The sequence below is a fragment of the Sphingomonas sp. LR59 genome (genome assembly GCF_036855945.1).
Lineage (GTDB): Bacteria > Pseudomonadota > Alphaproteobacteria > Sphingomonadales > Sphingomonadaceae > Sphingomonas.
This window is the reverse complement of the sequence record NZ_JASPFL010000001.1, coordinates 237,805-253,388: the sequence shown is the minus strand read 5'-3', so window position 1 is coordinate 253,388 and position 15,584 is coordinate 237,805. Positions and strand designations below refer to the sequence as shown.

Sequence of the window (15,584 nt, the reverse complement as noted above, 5' to 3'; positions counted from 1 at the left end):
CGCTCCCTGCACGACCAACCGTGTGCCCTCACCCTCCCATTGCGAAGGCAATGGGCCCCTCCCTCTCCCCTTAGGGAGAGAGGTTAAGTGGTTTATGCGTCGTCTTCGGCGTCGGGGCCGGCCATCATTTCCTCGGCGACCTTGTCGGTGCGCGCGCGGATCTGCTTTTCGAGGCGGTCGGCGGTTTCGGGGTTGTCCTTGAGGAAGGTCTTCGAGTTCTCGCGACCCTGGCCAAGACGGACGCTGTCGTAGCTGAACCAGGCGCCGGACTTTTCGACCAAGCCCGCCTTCACGCCGAGATCGAGGATCTCGCCGAGCTTCGAGACGCCCTGCCCGTACATGATGTCGAACTCGACCTGCTTAAACGGCGGGGCGACCTTGTTCTTGACGACCTTGACGCGCGTCTGGTTGCCGGTGACCTCTTCGCCGGCCTTGATCGCACCGATGCGGCGGATGTCGAGGCGGACCGAGGCGTAGAACTTCAGCGCGTTGCCGCCGGTCGTCGTCTCGGGGTTGCCGTACATGACCCCGATCTTCATGCGGAGCTGGTTGATGAAGATCACCATGCAGCGCGAGCGGCTGATCGAGCCGGTGAGCTTGCGTAGCGACTGCGACATGAGACGCGCCTGGAGGCCGACATGGCTGTCGCCCATCTCGCCTTCGATTTCGGCACGCGGCACGAGGGCTGCGACCGAGTCGACCACGAGCACGTCGATCGCATTCGAGCGGACCAGCGTGTCGACGATCTCGAGCGCCTGCTCGCCGGTGTCGGGCTGCGACACGATCAACTCGTCGATGTTGACGCCGAGCTTCTTGGCGTAGACCGGGTCGAGCGCGTGCTCGGCATCGACGAACGCCGCGGTGCCGCCGCCCTTCTGCGCTTCGGCGATCACGTGGAGCGCGAGCGTGGTCTTGCCCGAGCTTTCCGGACCGTAAATCTCGATCACGCGGCCGCGCGGCAGGCCGCCGACGCCGAGCGCGATGTCGAGACCGAGCGAGCCGGTCGAGATGACCTCGACCTGCATGGTTTCCTTGGAGCCCAGGCGCATCGCCGAGCCCTTGCCGAAGGCGCGGTCGATCTGCGCGAGCGCGGCGTCGAGCGCCTTCTGCCGGTCGTTGGTTGCGGTTGCCATGCCGGTGTCGATCACTTTCAGATTAGCGGCCATTGATGAGCTCCCATCGCTAAAGCAAGCGCGCGTGCCATTCAACGCGTCAAACACCATGTATTCTCTTTGTTCTTACGGAACAAGTAGGGAACAGTGGGTTGGCGGCGAAAAGATTTAGAGCTTGGTCGTGGTCACGGATGCGCTGGGCACGGCGCCACGAAATCGGCCGCCTTAATATATGATCGGTCATCATCCTCGCGCAGGCGTGGATCCATAGCCTGAAGGGCCAGCGATCCTATTGCGACGCCAACCAGTATGGGTTCCCGCCTTCGCGGGAATGACGGGGTGGGGGCGGCGATCTTTGATCGAAATTCGGTCAGTCTTTCTTACGAGGGTGGGCTTATTCGGGCTCGCATTTGATCAGGCGAGCGTCGTTGCGAGGGTCCACCAACCGCGGGCTTGGGCGGCGGTGGCGGCGTCGTCTCTGGCCTCAAGGGTTTCGAACAGGGCGAAGCAGGTGGCGCCCGAGCCGGACATTCTGGACAGGAGGACGCCGTGCGCTGTGTCGAGAAGGGTGCGCACTTCCGCGATTTCGGGGGCGAGCGCTAGCGCGGGGGCTCGAGGTCGTTGCGGCCTTCGAGGGCGCGAGCGAGGAGGTCACCTTCGGGGATCGGGCCTCGGTCCTTGCCGTCCCAGGTTTTGAAGACAGCGGCGGTGGAGACGGCGACGCCGGGGTTCACGAGGAGCAGTGGCGTGCCGACGAGACCTTCGATCTCGGTAAGCGTGTCGCCCTTGCCGGTGCCGAGCGTGGTGCGGTTGGCGAGGCAGGCGGGGACGTCTGCGCCGAGCTTTGCGGCGATGTCGTGAAGGCGAGGGTCGGTTGACGGGACGCCGTGGAGTCGGGCTAGCGCTCGGAGGGTGGCCGCGGCGTCGGCTGATCCTCCGCCTATGCCCGAGGCGATCGGGAGGTGCTTTTCGAGAGTTATGGCGTGGTGGGTGTTCGGAGCGAATGCGGTGGTGAAGGCGTCTGCGGCAGCGGTTACGAGATTGCCGTTCCAAGGGGCGCTGCCTTGGGTGGCGTTGGGCAAGCCGTGCGCGTCTTCACTGTCCGTTCCCAATTGGGCCCCGGCCTTCGCCGGGGGGTGTTGGGGGTTGGGAGGAGTGCGACGGCGAAGGGGCCAGTTATGGTGAAGCTATTGGTTTGGGCGGCTTCTACCGTGATCAGGTCGCCGTCGGTGGCGAAGGCGAAGAGGGTTTCGAGGTCGTGATAGCCGTCGGCGCGGCGGCGGCGGACGTGGAGGGCCAGATTGATCTTGGCGGGCGCGGATTCGGTTATGGCGGGCATTGCGGGGTCTCGAGGTTTTGGGCGGACTTGGCCGGTGTCCGGCGTTGTGCATCGGCTTAGCCACAAAACATCCGTCATCCCAGCGGAGGCCGGGATATCGTGGTTTGGCAGGCGGCGCGTGCCTCTTGGGATACCCCAGCTTTCGCTGGGGCGACGGGACCGGGGAAGGGGGGACGGCTTTTTGGGGTGGTTTTGTGGTTGGCTTTCGAGGCAGTTCAGCCGATCAAAGACCGTCATCCCAGCGCAGGCTGGGATCTCGTGGTTTGGCGAGCGTCGCGTGCCTCGTGGGATACCCCAGCTTTCGCTGGGGTGACGTTTTTGGTAGTGTGGGGCCCTTCCCCTTCCCCGGTGGGGCAGGAATTTAGCGGCGAGCGTTGACCGGAAGGCCGTTGGCGATCTTTGCGGTTATGCGTGCGGTATCGGCGGGTTCGGCGGTGAGGAGCGCCGCGCGCCAGGCGTAGCGGGCTTCGTAGTTTCGGCCTGTGCTCCAGTACGCGTCGCCTAGGTGATCGGATATTTCGGCGTTGGTGGGTTCGGCCTGCGCGGCGGTTTCGAGCAGCGGGAGCGCGCGCGCGGTGTTGCCCGAGAGGTGATAGGCCCAGCCCAGCGAGTCGGTGATCGAGGCGTTGGTCGGGTCGAGGCGGGTGGCGCGTTCGAGCAACCGGATCGAGGCGGGGATGTCGTCGCCGTGCTCGACTTGCGCGAACCCCAGATAGTTGAGCGCGAGCGGTTGCGCAGAGCCGCGGGCGACAGCTTTTTCCAAAGCGTCGCGCGCTTCGGGCCAGCGGCCGGCTTGGTCGAGCGCACCACCATATTGCAGCCAAGCCCCCAGGTGCCGCCCTTGTCACCGTCGGCGGCGATAATGCGCTGATACCAGGTGGCGGCTTCGGCGGGGTTGCCGGTGGTCAGCAGCAAGTCCGCATAGCGTTGCCAGTCGGCGGCATCCGCGCCCTTTTGGTCGGCGCGATTCTTGGCTGCAGCGAGCGCTTCGCCGTCGCGATCGGCGTTCGACAGGATGTCGATGCGCTCGGCGGCGGCGGCCCCGGCGGACGGGCCCTTCGGGTCGATCTCGTCGAGGACCGCGAGCGCGCGGTCGACGACCTTGTTGCGGGCGAGTGCGTCGGCGAGGAGGATGCGCGCGCCGTCATAGCGGGGGTCGGCGCGCAGCGCGGCCTGCGTCAGCGCGATCGACAGCGGCGAGGGTTCGCCCGCGGCGAGGTCGCTGGCGAGGCGAGCAAGCAGGCGCGACACGCCGATCGCGAGCGGTTGCTTGGCCGGCGCCGCGGCGATCAGCACGCGCGTTTCGGTGGCGAAGCGGTTGGCGACGGGGTCCTTCGCGGCGGTGGCGAGCGACGGTTCGGGGTCGCGACCCTCGGCGTGCGCGACCCAGGCGTAGAGCGAGGGCGCGAGCACCACGAGAGGACCGGTGGCGAGCGTGGCGATGGCGGCGCTCGCGGCCTTGGTGTCGCCCTGTCGCGCGGCATCGGCGAGCGGGAGAAGCGCGGCGTCGGCGGGGGCTACGCCGGCCTTGCCTAGCACCGCGGCGGCGCGCGTCGCGAGCGGCATGTTGCCGGCCTCCAGCGCCTCGCGGTAGGCGCGGATCGCGACGATGGGATCGTCGGGCGATGCCGCCAGCACCTTGGCATAGCTGGCGGCGGCGAGGTCCGGCCTGCCCGCGGCGTCGGCGGCGCGGGCCTTCAGATAGGCGGAGAGATCACCGGTCCCGGCCGTGGCAGGCGCTGCCAGGACGAGACCGAGTGCGAAGAATACGGGCTTACATGTTGGGATAATTGGGGCCTCCGCCGCCCTCGGGTACGACCCAGTTGATGTTCTGGGTGGGGTCCTTGATGTCGCAGGTCTTGCAGTGGACGCAGTTCTGCGCGTTGATGACGAACTTGGGATCGCCCTCTTCGACGCCCACCACCTCGTAAACGCCGGCCGGGCAATAGCGTTGCGCTGGCTCGTCATACATCGGCAGGTTGTACGTAATCGGTACCGCCGGGTCCTTGAGCGTCAGGTGGACCGGCTGGTCCTCCTCGTGGTTGGTGTTCGAGATGAACACCGACGAGAGGCGGTCGAACGTCAGGACGCCATCCGCCTTCGGATAGGCGATCGGCTTGACGAGGTCCTTGCGCCACAGGCTCTCATGGTCGGGATGATGGTGCATCGTGAAGGGGACCTTGATCCCTAGATGCTCGAGCCACATCGTGATGCCGGCAAGGCCCGAACCGATCAGGTCGCCGAACTTCTTGACCAGCGGCACGACGTTGCGGACGACCGACAGCTCCTTCTTGACCCACGACTTCTCGAACGCCTCGGGATAGGCGGCGAGTTCGTCATGGCCGCGCTGCGAGACGATCGCCTCGACAGCAGCTTCGGCGGCCATCATGCCGGACTTCATCGCGGTATGCGTACCCTTGATCCGCGGCACGTTGAGGAAACCGGCGCTGTCGCCGATCAGCGCTGCGCCAGGCATGACCAGCTTGGGGATCGACTGCAAACCGCCGTCGCTGATCGCGCGTGCGCCGTAGCTGACGCGCTTGGCGCCCTTCAGCAGCGCGGCGATCTCGGGGTGCGTCTTCCAGCGCTGCATCTCGTGGAACGGCGAGAGATGCGGGTTGGTGTAGTTGAGCCACGTGACGAAGCCGATCGAGACTTGGCCGTTCGCCTGGTGATAGATCCAGCCGCCGCCGTTCGAGCCTTCGGTTTCGGACAGCGGCCAGCCCTGCGTGTGGATGACGCGACCGGGGACATGAAGTTCGGGATCGATGTCCCACAATTCCTTGATGCCGAGGCCGTAGACCTGCGGATCGCTGTCCTTGTCGAGCGCGAACGTCCGGATCAGCTCCTTGGTGAGGTGACCGCGGCAACCTTCGGAGAAGAAGGTGTATTTGGCGTGGAGTTCGAGACCCGGGGTGTAGTCGCCCTTGTGCGTGCCGTCGCGCGCGACGCCCATGTCCCCGGTCGCGACGCCCTTCACCGAGCCGTCGTCGTTGAACAGGATTTCGGCGGCGGCGAAGCCTGGGAAGATCTCGACGCCGAGTTCCTCCGCCTTGCCCGCGAGCCAGCGGCAGAGGTTGCCGAGCGAGCCGGTGTACGTGCCCTTGTTGTGCAGGAACGACGGCGTGACGAAGTGCGGCATCTCGCTCTTCTTCGTCTTGCTGAGGATCCAGTGATGGTTCTCGGTGACCGGGACCTCGGCGAGCGGACAGCCGTCCTCGCGCCAGGTCGGCAGCAGCTCGTCGAGGCTCTTGGGATCGATGACCGCGCCGGACAGGATATGCGCGCCGACTTCGGAGCCCTTTTCGAGCACGCAGACGCTGATCTCGGCGTCCTTCTCGGCCGCCAATTGTTTGAGACGGATCGCTGCCGAAAGCCCCGCCGGACCTGCGCCGACGATCACCACATCATAGGGCATCGATTCACGTGTCGTCATCATCGTCTCCCGGGGGATGTCCCCTCTAGCCCAGTCTATCCGCCCCTGCCCTTCGTTCGGGCTCGGGCCGGCACCGTCTTATCCAATATGGCGATTGCGCGAGTTGACCGCCACGTCAACCGTGCAGCATAGGTTACCGCGTGGGGGCGGACCAAACCATCGACTGGCGAAATGCTGCGGCGAGTGCGCTCGACTGGTGGCACGAGGCTGGTGTCGACACGCTCGTCGACGACGCGCCGCGCGACTGGTTTGCGGCGCCTGAACCGCTTGTCGTGCCCGCCGTGGCGCCTGCCGCACCGGCCGTGGCACCGTCTGCGATGCCGCATTTGCTGGCCGATTTCCTCAACTGGCGAAGCGGTGCGGAGGTTCCCGAGGCGGACTGGAGCGGGGTTTCGCTTTCGGCCGTGGGCCCGGCTGACGCTACGGTCATGGTGCTTGTCGATTGCCCGGACCGCGACGACGGCGATTCGGGTGCCCTGCTGAGCGGCGCGTCGGGACGGTTGCTCGACAAGATGCTTGGCGCGATTGGTCTGACGCGTGACGAAGTGCACCTTGCGGCGGTCTGCGCGAAGCGACCGACCGCGGGGCGGATCCAGAGCGAGGTCGAGGAGCGGCTCGCGGAAATCGCCAAGCATCACATCGGCCTGGTCGCCCCCAAGCAGTTGCTTCTACTGGGCAATGCGGCGAGCCGTGCGATCCTCGGGACGGAATTACAGGCGGCGCGCGGGCGTTTACACGGATTTAACCATAAGACCGGAGAAACGAGCGTAGTCGCGAGCTTTCATCCGCGGTTCCTGATCGAGAAGCCGGCGGCCAAGGCCGAGGCGTGGAAGGATTTGCAGATGCTGATGCGCGGACAGACGCAAGAGGGTGTGAGATGATCCGGACTCTAGCTATCGTTCTCGGGCTGAGCGCCCTTCCCTTCCCAGCTCTGGCAGCGACCGTAGCCGGCGAGCCTAGCGGCGATGCCCGGCTCGGGACGACGCAGTTGGTCGGCGCACCGACGCTGGAGCAGATTCCTGACCAGCTCGATGCGGGCCAGCGCGAGGCGTACAAGACGGTGTTCGCGGCGATCCGCGACGGCAAGTGGACCGACGCGCAGATCCAGCTCGACACGATGAAGCCCGGCCCGCTGCACGCGATCGCGCGCGCCGAGATGTATACGGCGAAGGGCTCGCCCAAGGTCGAGATGGAGCCTTTGGTGGCGCTGCTCAACGAAGCGCCCGAGCTGCCCGAGGCCGAGCAGATTGCGCGGCTCGCGTCGATGCGCGGTGCGGTCGGCCTGCCCCCGTTGCCGGTGGCACAGCGGCTGATCTGGCAGGACGGCGCGCCGCGTCGCGTCCGCGCGAAGAGCCTGAAGGGCGACATGATCGCCGCCGATCTGGCGCTCAAGATGCAGCCTTACGTCAAGGCGGACATGGGCCGTGAGGCGCAGTCGCTGTTGGAGAGCACGCCGGGTCTTACCCCGGAGGCGCTGACCGAATGGCAGCAGAAGATCGCGTGGATCTATTTCCTGCAGGGCGACGACGTGAACGCGCGGGTCATGGCGACCAAGGCGCAGGACGGCGTCGGCGACTGGGCGGTCCAGGGTCGCTGGGTCAACGCGCTGTCGGCGTGGCGGCAGAATGATTGCGCGAATGCCGAGAGCGGGTTCGAGGGCGTCGCCGCGCGTGCGGGCGACGTCGACCTGCGTGCGGCGGCTTTGTACTGGGCATCGCGTGCCGACATGGTGTGCTCGCGTCCCGACAAGATCGAAGGTCGCCTCAAGGCGGCGGCGCAGTTCAGCGAGAGCTTCTATGGCCAGCTCGCGCGCCAGCAGCTTGCGATGAAGGACAAGGGCACGTCGGTCGGGGGTCTCGTCGCCAGCGACTGGAAGGTCGTCGGCAAGCGTCCGAACGTCCGCGTCGCCGCGGCGCTGGTCGAGGTAGGCGAGACCGATCTGGCCGATACCGTGATCCGTCAGCAGGCGAAGATCGGCGACCCGCGCGAGTTCGGCAATCTGGTCCGCGTGGCGGAAGCGCTCAGCCTGCCGGCGACGACCGTCTTCCTTGCGCATAATTGTCCGCAAGGGGTCACGTCGACTGCCGAGGCGCGCTATCCGACGCCGAACTGGACGCCCGACAGCGGCTGGCACATCGACAAGGCGCTCGTCTACGCGCACACGCTCGAGGAATCGCGGTTCCGCAACACCGTGAAGAGCCCGGCCGGCGCGTATGGCCTGATGCAGATCATGCCCGCCGCCGCGACCGATTTCGCGCGTGAGCGCGGCACCTCGATCGACATGAAGGCGCTGACCAAGCCGTCGACCAACATGGATATCGGCCAGCGCCATCTGGAGCGGCTGCGCGACATGGCGGGCGTCACCGGCGGGCTGCTGCCGAAGGTGATCGCGGCCTATAACGCGGGTCCGCGCCCGGTCGGCGACTGGAACGCGATCGTCCACGATAACGGCGATCCGCTGATGTACATCGAGAGCATCCCGTACTGGGAAACGCGCGGCTATGTGACCACCGTGCTGCGCAACTACTGGATGTACGAAGCGCAGGGCGGCAAGAAGGCGTCGGTCAGCCGTAATGCACTGGCGCAAGGCATGTGGCCGCGCTTCCCCGGCCTGCCGGGTGCGACCGCGGTGCGGATGGCCGCCAGACCCTATACGCAATACCGGGCCAGCACGGCGCCGTTGCAGGCCACCGTCGCGGTGAATGCCAGCGTCGGCCCGCAATCCACCACTGTCACGCGCGCGGACTGAGTTTCATGCCGATCGACGAGAGCCGCATATTCCTGCCGGTGCGGATTGCCGTGCTGACCGTGTCGGATACGCGTGGGCTGGCAGAGGATCGCTCGGGCGACACGCTGGTCGCGCGGCTGACCGAAGCCGGACACGTGCTCGCCGATCGCCGGATCGAGAAGGACGATGTCGAGACGATCGTCTCGCGTCTCCACGCCTGGATCAGCGATCCCGAGATCGATTGCATCATCACGACGGGCGGGACCGGCGTGACGGGCCGCGACGTGACGCCCGAGGCCGTGGAGCAGGTCGCGGAGAAGATGATTCCCGGCTTCGGCGAACTCTTCCGCATGCTCAGCTACCAGACGATCGGCACGTCGACGGTCCAGTCGCGCGCGTGCGCCTGCGTGTCGCATGGCACGTATATCTTCGCGCTGCCGGGCTCGACCGGCGCCGTGAAGGACGGCTGGGACGGGATCCTGCGCGATCAGCTCGACAGCCGCCACCGCCCCTGCAACTTCGTCGAGCTGATGCCGCGGTTGCTGGAACGCTAAAGGCGCCAATCTACCGTACGTCGCGCCAGATCATGGTACCGTGTACAGAGCGGTCATTTCCATAGCGCGACACGGCAATCGCGAAATGCCTAGCAGGTTCAACGAGTTACACCTCGTGTAGCACCGTATTAGCAAACTGGCACACTCGGTGCATTGGTCGTCCTGTAACCCGATCGGGTTGCGACACCAACGATCCGAAGGACGCCATCATGCCATCGCTCATCCTGAACAGCTTCATCGCCGCCACCGTTCTCGTCACCGCCACGCCGAGCCTCGCGGCCGGGTCGCAGCCGACGACGAAGCTGAAATACGATGCGAAGATGCAGAAATATTGCGTGACCGATCCGGCCGTTACCGGCAGCCACCTTCAGAACAGGACGTGCAAGACGGCGGCGCAGTGGAGCGCTGCGGGGCTCGACATGCCGAAGACCACGATGGTGGCGGCGACGCCTTCGGAAACGACCATCGCGCTGAAGTGATACGTTACGGTGCGGGCTCGAGGATCCTCCCCCGCCAGGGGGAGGATCGCACGATACTAGATCCGCGCTAGGCGTATCGGCTCGATCAGTTCGCGAGCAAACGCTCGGCAAACGCACGGACACCCGGACCGATGTCATCGCGTGACAACGCGATCGCCAGATTGGCCTGGATATACCCGCCCTTGTCGCCGCAATCGTAGCGCTGGCCATCGAAGGTGAAGCCGTGGAACGGCTGGTTGCCGATCAGCTGCGCCATCGCATCGGTCAGCTGGATCTCGCCACCCGCACCCTTTTCCTGTGTCTCCAGGATCCGCATCACCTCGGGCTGGAGGATGTAGCGGCCGGGAATCATCAGGTTCGACGGCGCGGTGCCCTGCTTGGGCTTCTCGACCAGCGCGGTGACTTCGGTCAGTCGGCCGTCGATCGCGCCCGGCGAGATGATGCCGTATTTGTCGGTTTCCGAATCAGGCACTTCGAGCGCACCGATGACGTTGCCGCCGACCTTATTATACGCCTCGACCATCTGCTTCATGAAGCCGGGCTTGCCGACCATGAGTTCGTCGGGGAGCAGCACCGCAAACGGCTCGTCACCGACGATCTCGCGCGCGCACCATACCGCATGGCCAAGACCAAGCGGCTCCTGCTGGCGGACATAGACCGGCGAGCCCGGCTTCATCCGGATATGGCTGATCGCATCGAGCGACTTGCCGCGCGCGCGCATCGTATCCTCAAGCTCGTACGAAATATCGAAATGATCTTCGAGCGCGCCCTTGCCGCGCCCGGTCACGAAGATGATCTGCTCGATCCCAGCCTCAAGGGCTTCCTCTACCGCATATTGAATCAGCGGCTTGTCGACGACGGTCAGCATTTCCTTCGGCATCGCCTTCGTGGCGGGCAAAAAGCGGGTGCCAAGTCCAGCCACCGGAAATACAGCCTTGCGCAGTGGCTTTATAGTCATTCTGAACTCCAGGATTATAGTCGGATCGGCAATCTTTCCGGCGTGTTTATCGGTCGTTACGGATCAGTGCAAATCGGGCGGACCAATCGATCAAACGTCATGGCCGGTTAGCGCGTCATTAAACGCGATGCGCTACGAAGGTTCCATGTCCAAAATTCTCGTCATATTCGGCACGCGTCCCGAAGCGATCAAACTCTTCCCGGTTATCCGTGCCTTGGCTGAAGACCAGAGCCTGTCGGTGCGCACCTGCGTCACGGCGCAGCATCGCGGGTTGCTTGATCAGGTGTTGGCGATCGCCGATCTCGCGCCCGATATCGACCTCGATCTGATGGAGCCCGGCCAGTCGCTCGATCGCCTGACCGCGCGGCTGCTGACGGGGATCGGCGAGGTGATGGACGCTGAACGACCCGACCTCGTCATCGTCCAGGGCGACACGGCCACCGCGATGACCGGTGCGCTTGCCGCCTATTACCGCAAGGTCCCGGTCGCGCATGTCGAGGCCGGCTTGCGCTCAGGCGATATCTACCACCCCTGGCCAGAGGAAGTGAACCGCCGGATCGTCGCACCGATCGCCGCGCTGCATCTCGCACCGACCGAGACGTCGGCCGAGGCGTTGCGCCGCGAGACGATCGCGCCCGACACGATCCACGTCACCGGCAACACCGTGATCGACGCGCTGCACTGGACCAGCGCCAAGGTCGTCGCCGACCCATCGCTCGCCGCCGGGCTGGACGCGATTGCCGCACGCTTTGCGGGAAAGCGGATCGTCCTGGTGACGACGCACCGCCGCGAGAATTTCGGTGACGGGATGGCGGCGATCGCCCGCGCGATCGGACGGATCGCGGAACGCGACGACGTCGCCGTTCTCTTCCCGGTCCACCCCAACCCCAACGTCGTTTCGGTGATGGACGAAATTCTCGGCGATCGCGCGAACGTCGCCCGGATCGAGCCGCTCGATTACCCGCATTTCGTCCGCGCGCTCGGCATGGCCGACATCGTGCTGACCGATTCGGGCGGCGTACAGGAAGAGGCGCCCGCGCTGGGCAAACCGGTGCTGGTGATGCGCGAGACGACCGAACGGCCCGAAGGCGTCGCCGCCGGCACGGCCCGTCTGATCGGAACCGACGAGACGCGAATCGTTGCCGAAATCTTCACGCTGCTCGACGACAAGGCCGCGTATGCGACGATGGCGCGGGCGCACAACCCGTTCGGCGACGGCCGCGCCGCCGCGCGTATCGCCGCCATCGTCACGAACTTCATCGCGCCCGGGATCGTTCCCGGAGACACAACCGAGATCGCAAAGGGACAGGACACGCATGCTGACCGAGACTGAATTCACCGTCGTCGTCATGGGCCTGGGCTATATCGGGCTCCCGACTGCTGCGGTGATAGCGCGCACCGGCGCGCGCGTACTCGGCGTCGATGTAACCGAATCGGTGGTCGAGACGATCAACTCGGGGCGCGTGCATATCGAGGAGGTCGATCTCGATGGGCTTGTCTCCGGCGTCGTCGCGCGGGGAACGCTGCGCGCCTCGACGACGATCGAACCCGCGGACGTGTTCGTCATTGCGGTACCAACGCCGTTCGACGACGATCATGCACCCGACATCGGCTATGTCCTGAATGCCGCGACGACGATCGCCGGCGTGCTGAAACCGGGTGACACGATCATCCTCGAATCGACCTCGCCGGTCGGCACCACCGAACAGGTCCGCGATCTGCTGGCGACGTTGCGTCCCGACATCCGCGTTCCCGGCCGCGCCGGCGAACAGGCGGATATCGCGATCGCCTATTGCCCCGAACGGGTCCTGCCCGGCCGCATCCTGGTCGAATTGATCGACAATGATCGCGTCATCGGCGGGATCACACCACGCTGCGCGCGCAAAGCACTCACCTTCTACCGGCGCTTCGTCCGTGGCGCGTGCGTCACCACCACCGCACGGGCGGCCGAAATGACGAAGTTGACGGAGAATGCGTTTCGCGACGTCAACATCGCCTTCGCCAACGAATTGTCACTGATCGCCGACACGATGGGGGTCGATGTGTGGGAGGTGATCCGTCTCGCCAATCGCCATCCGCGCGTGAACATCCTTCAGCCGGGGCCGGGCGTCGGCGGGCATTGCATCGCGGTCGATCCCTGGTTCCTCGTCCACGCCGCCCCCGACCAGACCCCGCTGATCCGGACCGCACGCGAGGTAAACGACGGCAAAACCGACCATGTCATCGCGCAGGTGGCGGCATTGGTAGAATCGATGCCCGGCGCGCCAGTGGCGTGCCTCGGCCTCGCCTTCAAAGCGAACATCGACGATTTCCGAGAAAGCCCTGCGCTGAAAGTCGCGCAAGCCGTCGCGGACGCCTTTGGCGACCGCGTCCGGATCGTCGAGCCCTATGCCAGGACCCTGCCCGCAGCACTTGCCGGTACCGGTGCGACCTTGATCGACGTCGATACCGCGATCGAGACCTGCCCGATCATGGTCGTGCTGGTCGATCACGACGTCTTCAAATCGATTCCGCTCGAGGAGCGCGCCGACAAAGCGGTGCTCGACACGCGCGGGATCTGGCCCGACCAGCCGCGATCGATCGTCAGCGCAACGGCACGTCCCGCGTCGCGACGACCGGCGGGATGATCGGCCGGACCGGGTTGGCCGCGATCGCCTGCGCGACGGCTTCGAGCGCGTTGGCGCGCGCCTTGGACGAGGCATGCGTACGGCTGCGAAAAAGTCCGCCATCGACCGCGCCCCCTTTGTCCCGCCAGAATTTCGGCGCGGACATCGGGTCGAACCCGGCATTGGCGAGCAGATAGATTCCGAGCAGGTCGGCCTGATCCTCGGTCTCGCGGATCAGGCGGCCATTGCGACCGAGCTCAGCCAGCAATCCACGATTGATCTTTGCCGCGTCGAGCCGACTCCGGTGACGCAGGATGTTGTGCGCGAGTTCGTGCGAGACGACCACCGCGATCTCGGCATCGGTATAGCCTTCGAAGAAGCGCTCGCCGATCTGGACCACCGAACCGTCTGCGCTGGCATCGAGACCGCTGCCGAGCAGAATCTCGAAGCGCGATCGGCAGCCTGCGACCGGAGTCACCGCGATCGCGTGACGCTGCCCCTTGCGCAGCACGGTCAGGCGCAGCGGCTGGCGCAGCGGAGCCTCAGTGATCGCCGCCTCGGCGCGATCCCGAGCCGCGGCATTCTCCGGCGCGTTCGCGGCCGGTAGTCCGGGCAGCGCAGTCTCGCCGATCGCGACCAGCGAATCGTTCGCGGCGATACCTGCACGATCCGCCGGCGCACCCGCCACCACCGCCTCGACGCCGATCAGCGATTCGAATCCAAAGACCGCCGTCGCGGTCGCGCGTGCCGCCGGGGCATATTGGCTAAGCGCATGAATTGGCATGCCGATCTGTGGCTGTAGCCTGTCGCAAAGCGGCGCATTGGCCGTCGTCAGGCGATAGGCGATCGTCGCCAGGCGGAGATCCGCAACCCGCAACGCATCAAAAAATGCAGGTGCGAGAGGGGCTCCTTGGCAGGCGCCGCCGCGGTCAGCAGGAGAAGCGGCATCAGCCGGGTGATGAGGGTCATGATCGGGCAATAGCCGCGTTCGCCCGACACGTCATGCCTCCACCATATGATGGCCAACGGATCGGCGAGCGTATGTTGCGACCCGACGCGTTACCCCGTATGCGCGGCGCTTTCCCGGTATTGCCGTTCGATACCGTCCTCCACACATTGTCGGCATCATGATTTCCAAGCTTTTCAAGTCGCGTACCGCCGCAAAAGCCCCCACATCCTTTGTGCCAGAAGGGCAGCGGATCTATGCCGTTGGCGACATTCATGGCTGCGTCGATCTGCTCGACGAACTGATTGCGCTGATCGATACGGACGATGCGCAACGCGGGCCCGCCGATACAACGCTGATCTTCCTCGGCGACATCGTCGATCGTGGTCCGGCGTCCGCGGCCGTGATCGAGCGCTTGCGCGGCTTGACCGAAACCCGCGGGACGGTGCGGTTTCTGCTCGGAAATCACGAGGAAATCTTTCTCGGTGCGCTCGACGGCGAACCCAAGGCCCTGCGCCTGTTTTGCCGGATCGGCGGACGCGAGACCATATTGAGCTACGGCATGGACGCCGCCGAATATGAACGGCTGGATTATGAAGAGCTCGTCCAGCGCCTCGGCGACCTGGTCCCCCCGGCGCATCGCGACTTCATGAGCGCGTTCGAGGACATGATCGTGATCGGCGACTACGCGTTCGTGCACGCTGGCGTGCGCCCCGACGCGCCGCTGGATCGGCAACGGCCTTCCGATCTCCGATGGATCCGCGATCCGTTTCTCGATCACCGAAACAAGCTCGAGAAGATCATCGTTCATGGTCATACGATGACGGACGAGGTCGACTATCGGAACCATCGGATAGGCGTCGATACAGGCGCGTACGCGTCCGGCAAACTCACCGCACTGGGTTTGGAGGGCGGCGAAACGTGGCAGGTGCAGACGACGGGGTCGCGTGCCCCCGATGCGACGTCCTAGATTCTGGCGAAGCGCCTGCCGTTTTGGCGGGAATTTACGGCAACGGGGGCGATACGCCCCTTTCTCCGGCCTTCGGCAACGGCTATGCACCCCGGAAGGCAGATGCATGTTGCACTGCCGCAACAGTGCGGAACACTTCGGTTTCGTGCCAGTTACCGCGGTTGCCTTGGGGTTGGTTTCGTGCCAATTGCGGGGCGACGAGCACAAAGGGAGTTCATCATGCGTCTTGGGAAGTACATCCTGACCGCAGCAGCAGCCACGATGGCAGTTGCTCCGGCCATGGCAGCACCGGCAAGCCTGTCGGTTTCGAAGTCGGTTCGTTCGGGTTCGGTTTCGGCTGACAAGAACGAGCTGGCAGGCGGCGGCGTTATCGTCGCAATCCTGGCAGCGGCAGCAGTCGTAGCCGGGATCGTCATCGTTGCAGACAACGACGACAACTCGGACAGCAACTAAGTC

At 65.3% G+C, this 15,584-nt stretch carries 16 protein-coding genes and 1 pseudogene; 8 read left to right on the top strand and 9 right to left on the bottom strand.

Translation table 11 applies throughout. The features are described 5' to 3' along the window. Window positions 1-92: 92 nt before the first annotated feature. From recA to QP164_RS01175, 6 genes and pseudogenes are all read right to left on the bottom strand, one after another. Window positions 93-1,166 (bottom strand): recombinase RecA, encoded by a 1,074-nt coding sequence (gene recA / locus QP164_RS01190; RefSeq protein ID WP_128455473.1) that lies wholly within the window; start codon window positions 1,164-1,166, stop codon window positions 93-95. A gap of 360 nt (window positions 1,167-1,526) precedes the next feature. Continuing rightward, complete coding sequence (locus QP164_RS19685) at window positions 1,527-1,688, bottom strand: hypothetical protein (RefSeq protein ID WP_443027404.1); 162 nt, start codon at window positions 1,686-1,688, stop codon at window positions 1,527-1,529. Between the two features lie 23 nt (window positions 1,689-1,711). After that, window positions 1,712-2,194: a GHMP family kinase ATP-binding protein gene (locus QP164_RS19680; protein WP_443027403.1), complete on the bottom strand. Its 483-nt coding sequence runs from the start codon at window positions 2,192-2,194 to the stop codon at window positions 1,712-1,714. 618 nt (window positions 2,195-2,812) lie between these two features. Continuing rightward, window positions 2,813-3,271 (bottom strand): tetratricopeptide repeat protein, encoded by a 459-nt coding sequence (locus QP164_RS01180; protein WP_333924150.1) that lies wholly within the window; start codon window positions 3,269-3,271, stop codon window positions 2,813-2,815. Window positions 3,272-3,558: 287 nt separating this feature from the next. Further along, window positions 3,559-4,017, bottom strand: a pseudogene (locus QP164_RS19675) (hypothetical protein); the annotation flags it as partial. A gap of 208 nt (window positions 4,018-4,225) precedes the next feature. Next, window positions 4,226-5,887, bottom strand: coding sequence for an electron transfer flavoprotein-ubiquinone oxidoreductase (locus QP164_RS01175; protein WP_132739054.1), 1,662 nt, complete (start codon window positions 5,885-5,887; stop codon window positions 4,226-4,228). 140 nt (window positions 5,888-6,027) lie between these two features. On the opposite strand from QP164_RS01175, the gene QP164_RS01170 reads away from it, so the two are divergent. From QP164_RS01170 to QP164_RS01155, 4 genes are all read left to right on the top strand, one after another. Continuing rightward, window positions 6,028-6,768, top strand: coding sequence for a uracil-DNA glycosylase (locus tag QP164_RS01170; protein WP_333921868.1), 741 nt, complete (start codon window positions 6,028-6,030; stop codon window positions 6,766-6,768). Then, complete coding sequence (locus QP164_RS01165; RefSeq protein ID WP_333921867.1) at window positions 6,765-8,636, top strand: lytic transglycosylase domain-containing protein; 1,872 nt, start codon at window positions 6,765-6,767, stop codon at window positions 8,634-8,636. Before QP164_RS01170 ends, QP164_RS01165 begins: the two co-directional genes overlap by 4 nt. Before the next feature lie 5 nt (window positions 8,637-8,641). After that, a complete protein-coding gene (gene moaB, locus QP164_RS01160; RefSeq protein ID WP_333921866.1) occupies window positions 8,642-9,169 on the top strand; it encodes a molybdenum cofactor biosynthesis protein B in 528 nt (175 codons plus the stop codon). A 209-nt stretch (window positions 9,170-9,378) separates the two neighbouring features. Beyond that, complete coding sequence (locus QP164_RS01155; RefSeq protein WP_333921865.1) at window positions 9,379-9,648, top strand: hypothetical protein; 270 nt, start codon at window positions 9,379-9,381, stop codon at window positions 9,646-9,648. Window positions 9,649-9,733: 85 nt separating this feature from the next. Here QP164_RS01155 and galU read toward each other — a convergent pair whose 3' ends face one another. Then, window positions 9,734-10,606, bottom strand: coding sequence for a UTP--glucose-1-phosphate uridylyltransferase GalU (gene galU, locus QP164_RS01150; protein ID WP_132739070.1), 873 nt, complete (start codon window positions 10,604-10,606; stop codon window positions 9,734-9,736). Window positions 10,607-10,751: 145 nt separating this feature from the next. On the opposite strand from galU, the gene wecB reads away from it, so the two are divergent. Together wecB and wecC are read left to right on the top strand one after the other, a co-directional pair. After that, the gene (gene wecB, locus QP164_RS01145) at window positions 10,752-11,939 is read left to right on the top strand and encodes a non-hydrolyzing UDP-N-acetylglucosamine 2-epimerase (protein WP_333921864.1); all 1,188 of its coding nucleotides are present in this window, start codon (window positions 10,752-10,754) and stop codon (window positions 11,937-11,939) included. Beyond that, entirely contained in the window at window positions 11,923-13,233 is a 1,311-nt protein-coding gene (gene wecC, locus QP164_RS01140; RefSeq protein ID WP_333921863.1) for a UDP-N-acetyl-D-mannosamine dehydrogenase, read from the top strand. Before wecB ends, wecC begins: the two co-directional genes overlap by 17 nt. Here wecC and QP164_RS01135 read toward each other — a convergent pair. Both QP164_RS01135 and QP164_RS01130 read right to left on the bottom strand, forming a co-directional pair. Further along, window positions 13,190-13,996: a M48 family metallopeptidase gene (locus QP164_RS01135; protein WP_333921862.1), complete on the bottom strand. Its 807-nt coding sequence runs from the start codon at window positions 13,994-13,996 to the stop codon at window positions 13,190-13,192. The genes wecC and QP164_RS01135 overlap by 44 nt on opposite strands. 47 nt (window positions 13,997-14,043) lie before the next feature. Continuing rightward, window positions 14,044-14,211, bottom strand: coding sequence for a hypothetical protein (locus QP164_RS01130; protein ID WP_333921861.1), 168 nt, complete (start codon window positions 14,209-14,211; stop codon window positions 14,044-14,046). 128 nt (window positions 14,212-14,339) lie between these two features. On the opposite strand from QP164_RS01130, the gene QP164_RS01125 reads away from it, so the two are divergent. Both QP164_RS01125 and QP164_RS01120 read left to right on the top strand, forming a co-directional pair. Then, a complete protein-coding gene (locus QP164_RS01125; RefSeq protein ID WP_333921860.1) occupies window positions 14,340-15,128 on the top strand; it encodes a metallophosphoesterase family protein in 789 nt (262 codons plus the stop codon). Window positions 15,129-15,347: 219 nt separating this feature from the next. After that, window positions 15,348-15,581, top strand: a complete 234-nt coding sequence (locus QP164_RS01120) for a hypothetical protein (protein WP_207901243.1) — start codon at window positions 15,348-15,350, stop codon at window positions 15,579-15,581. The last annotated feature ends 3 nt before the right edge of the window (window positions 15,582-15,584 follow it).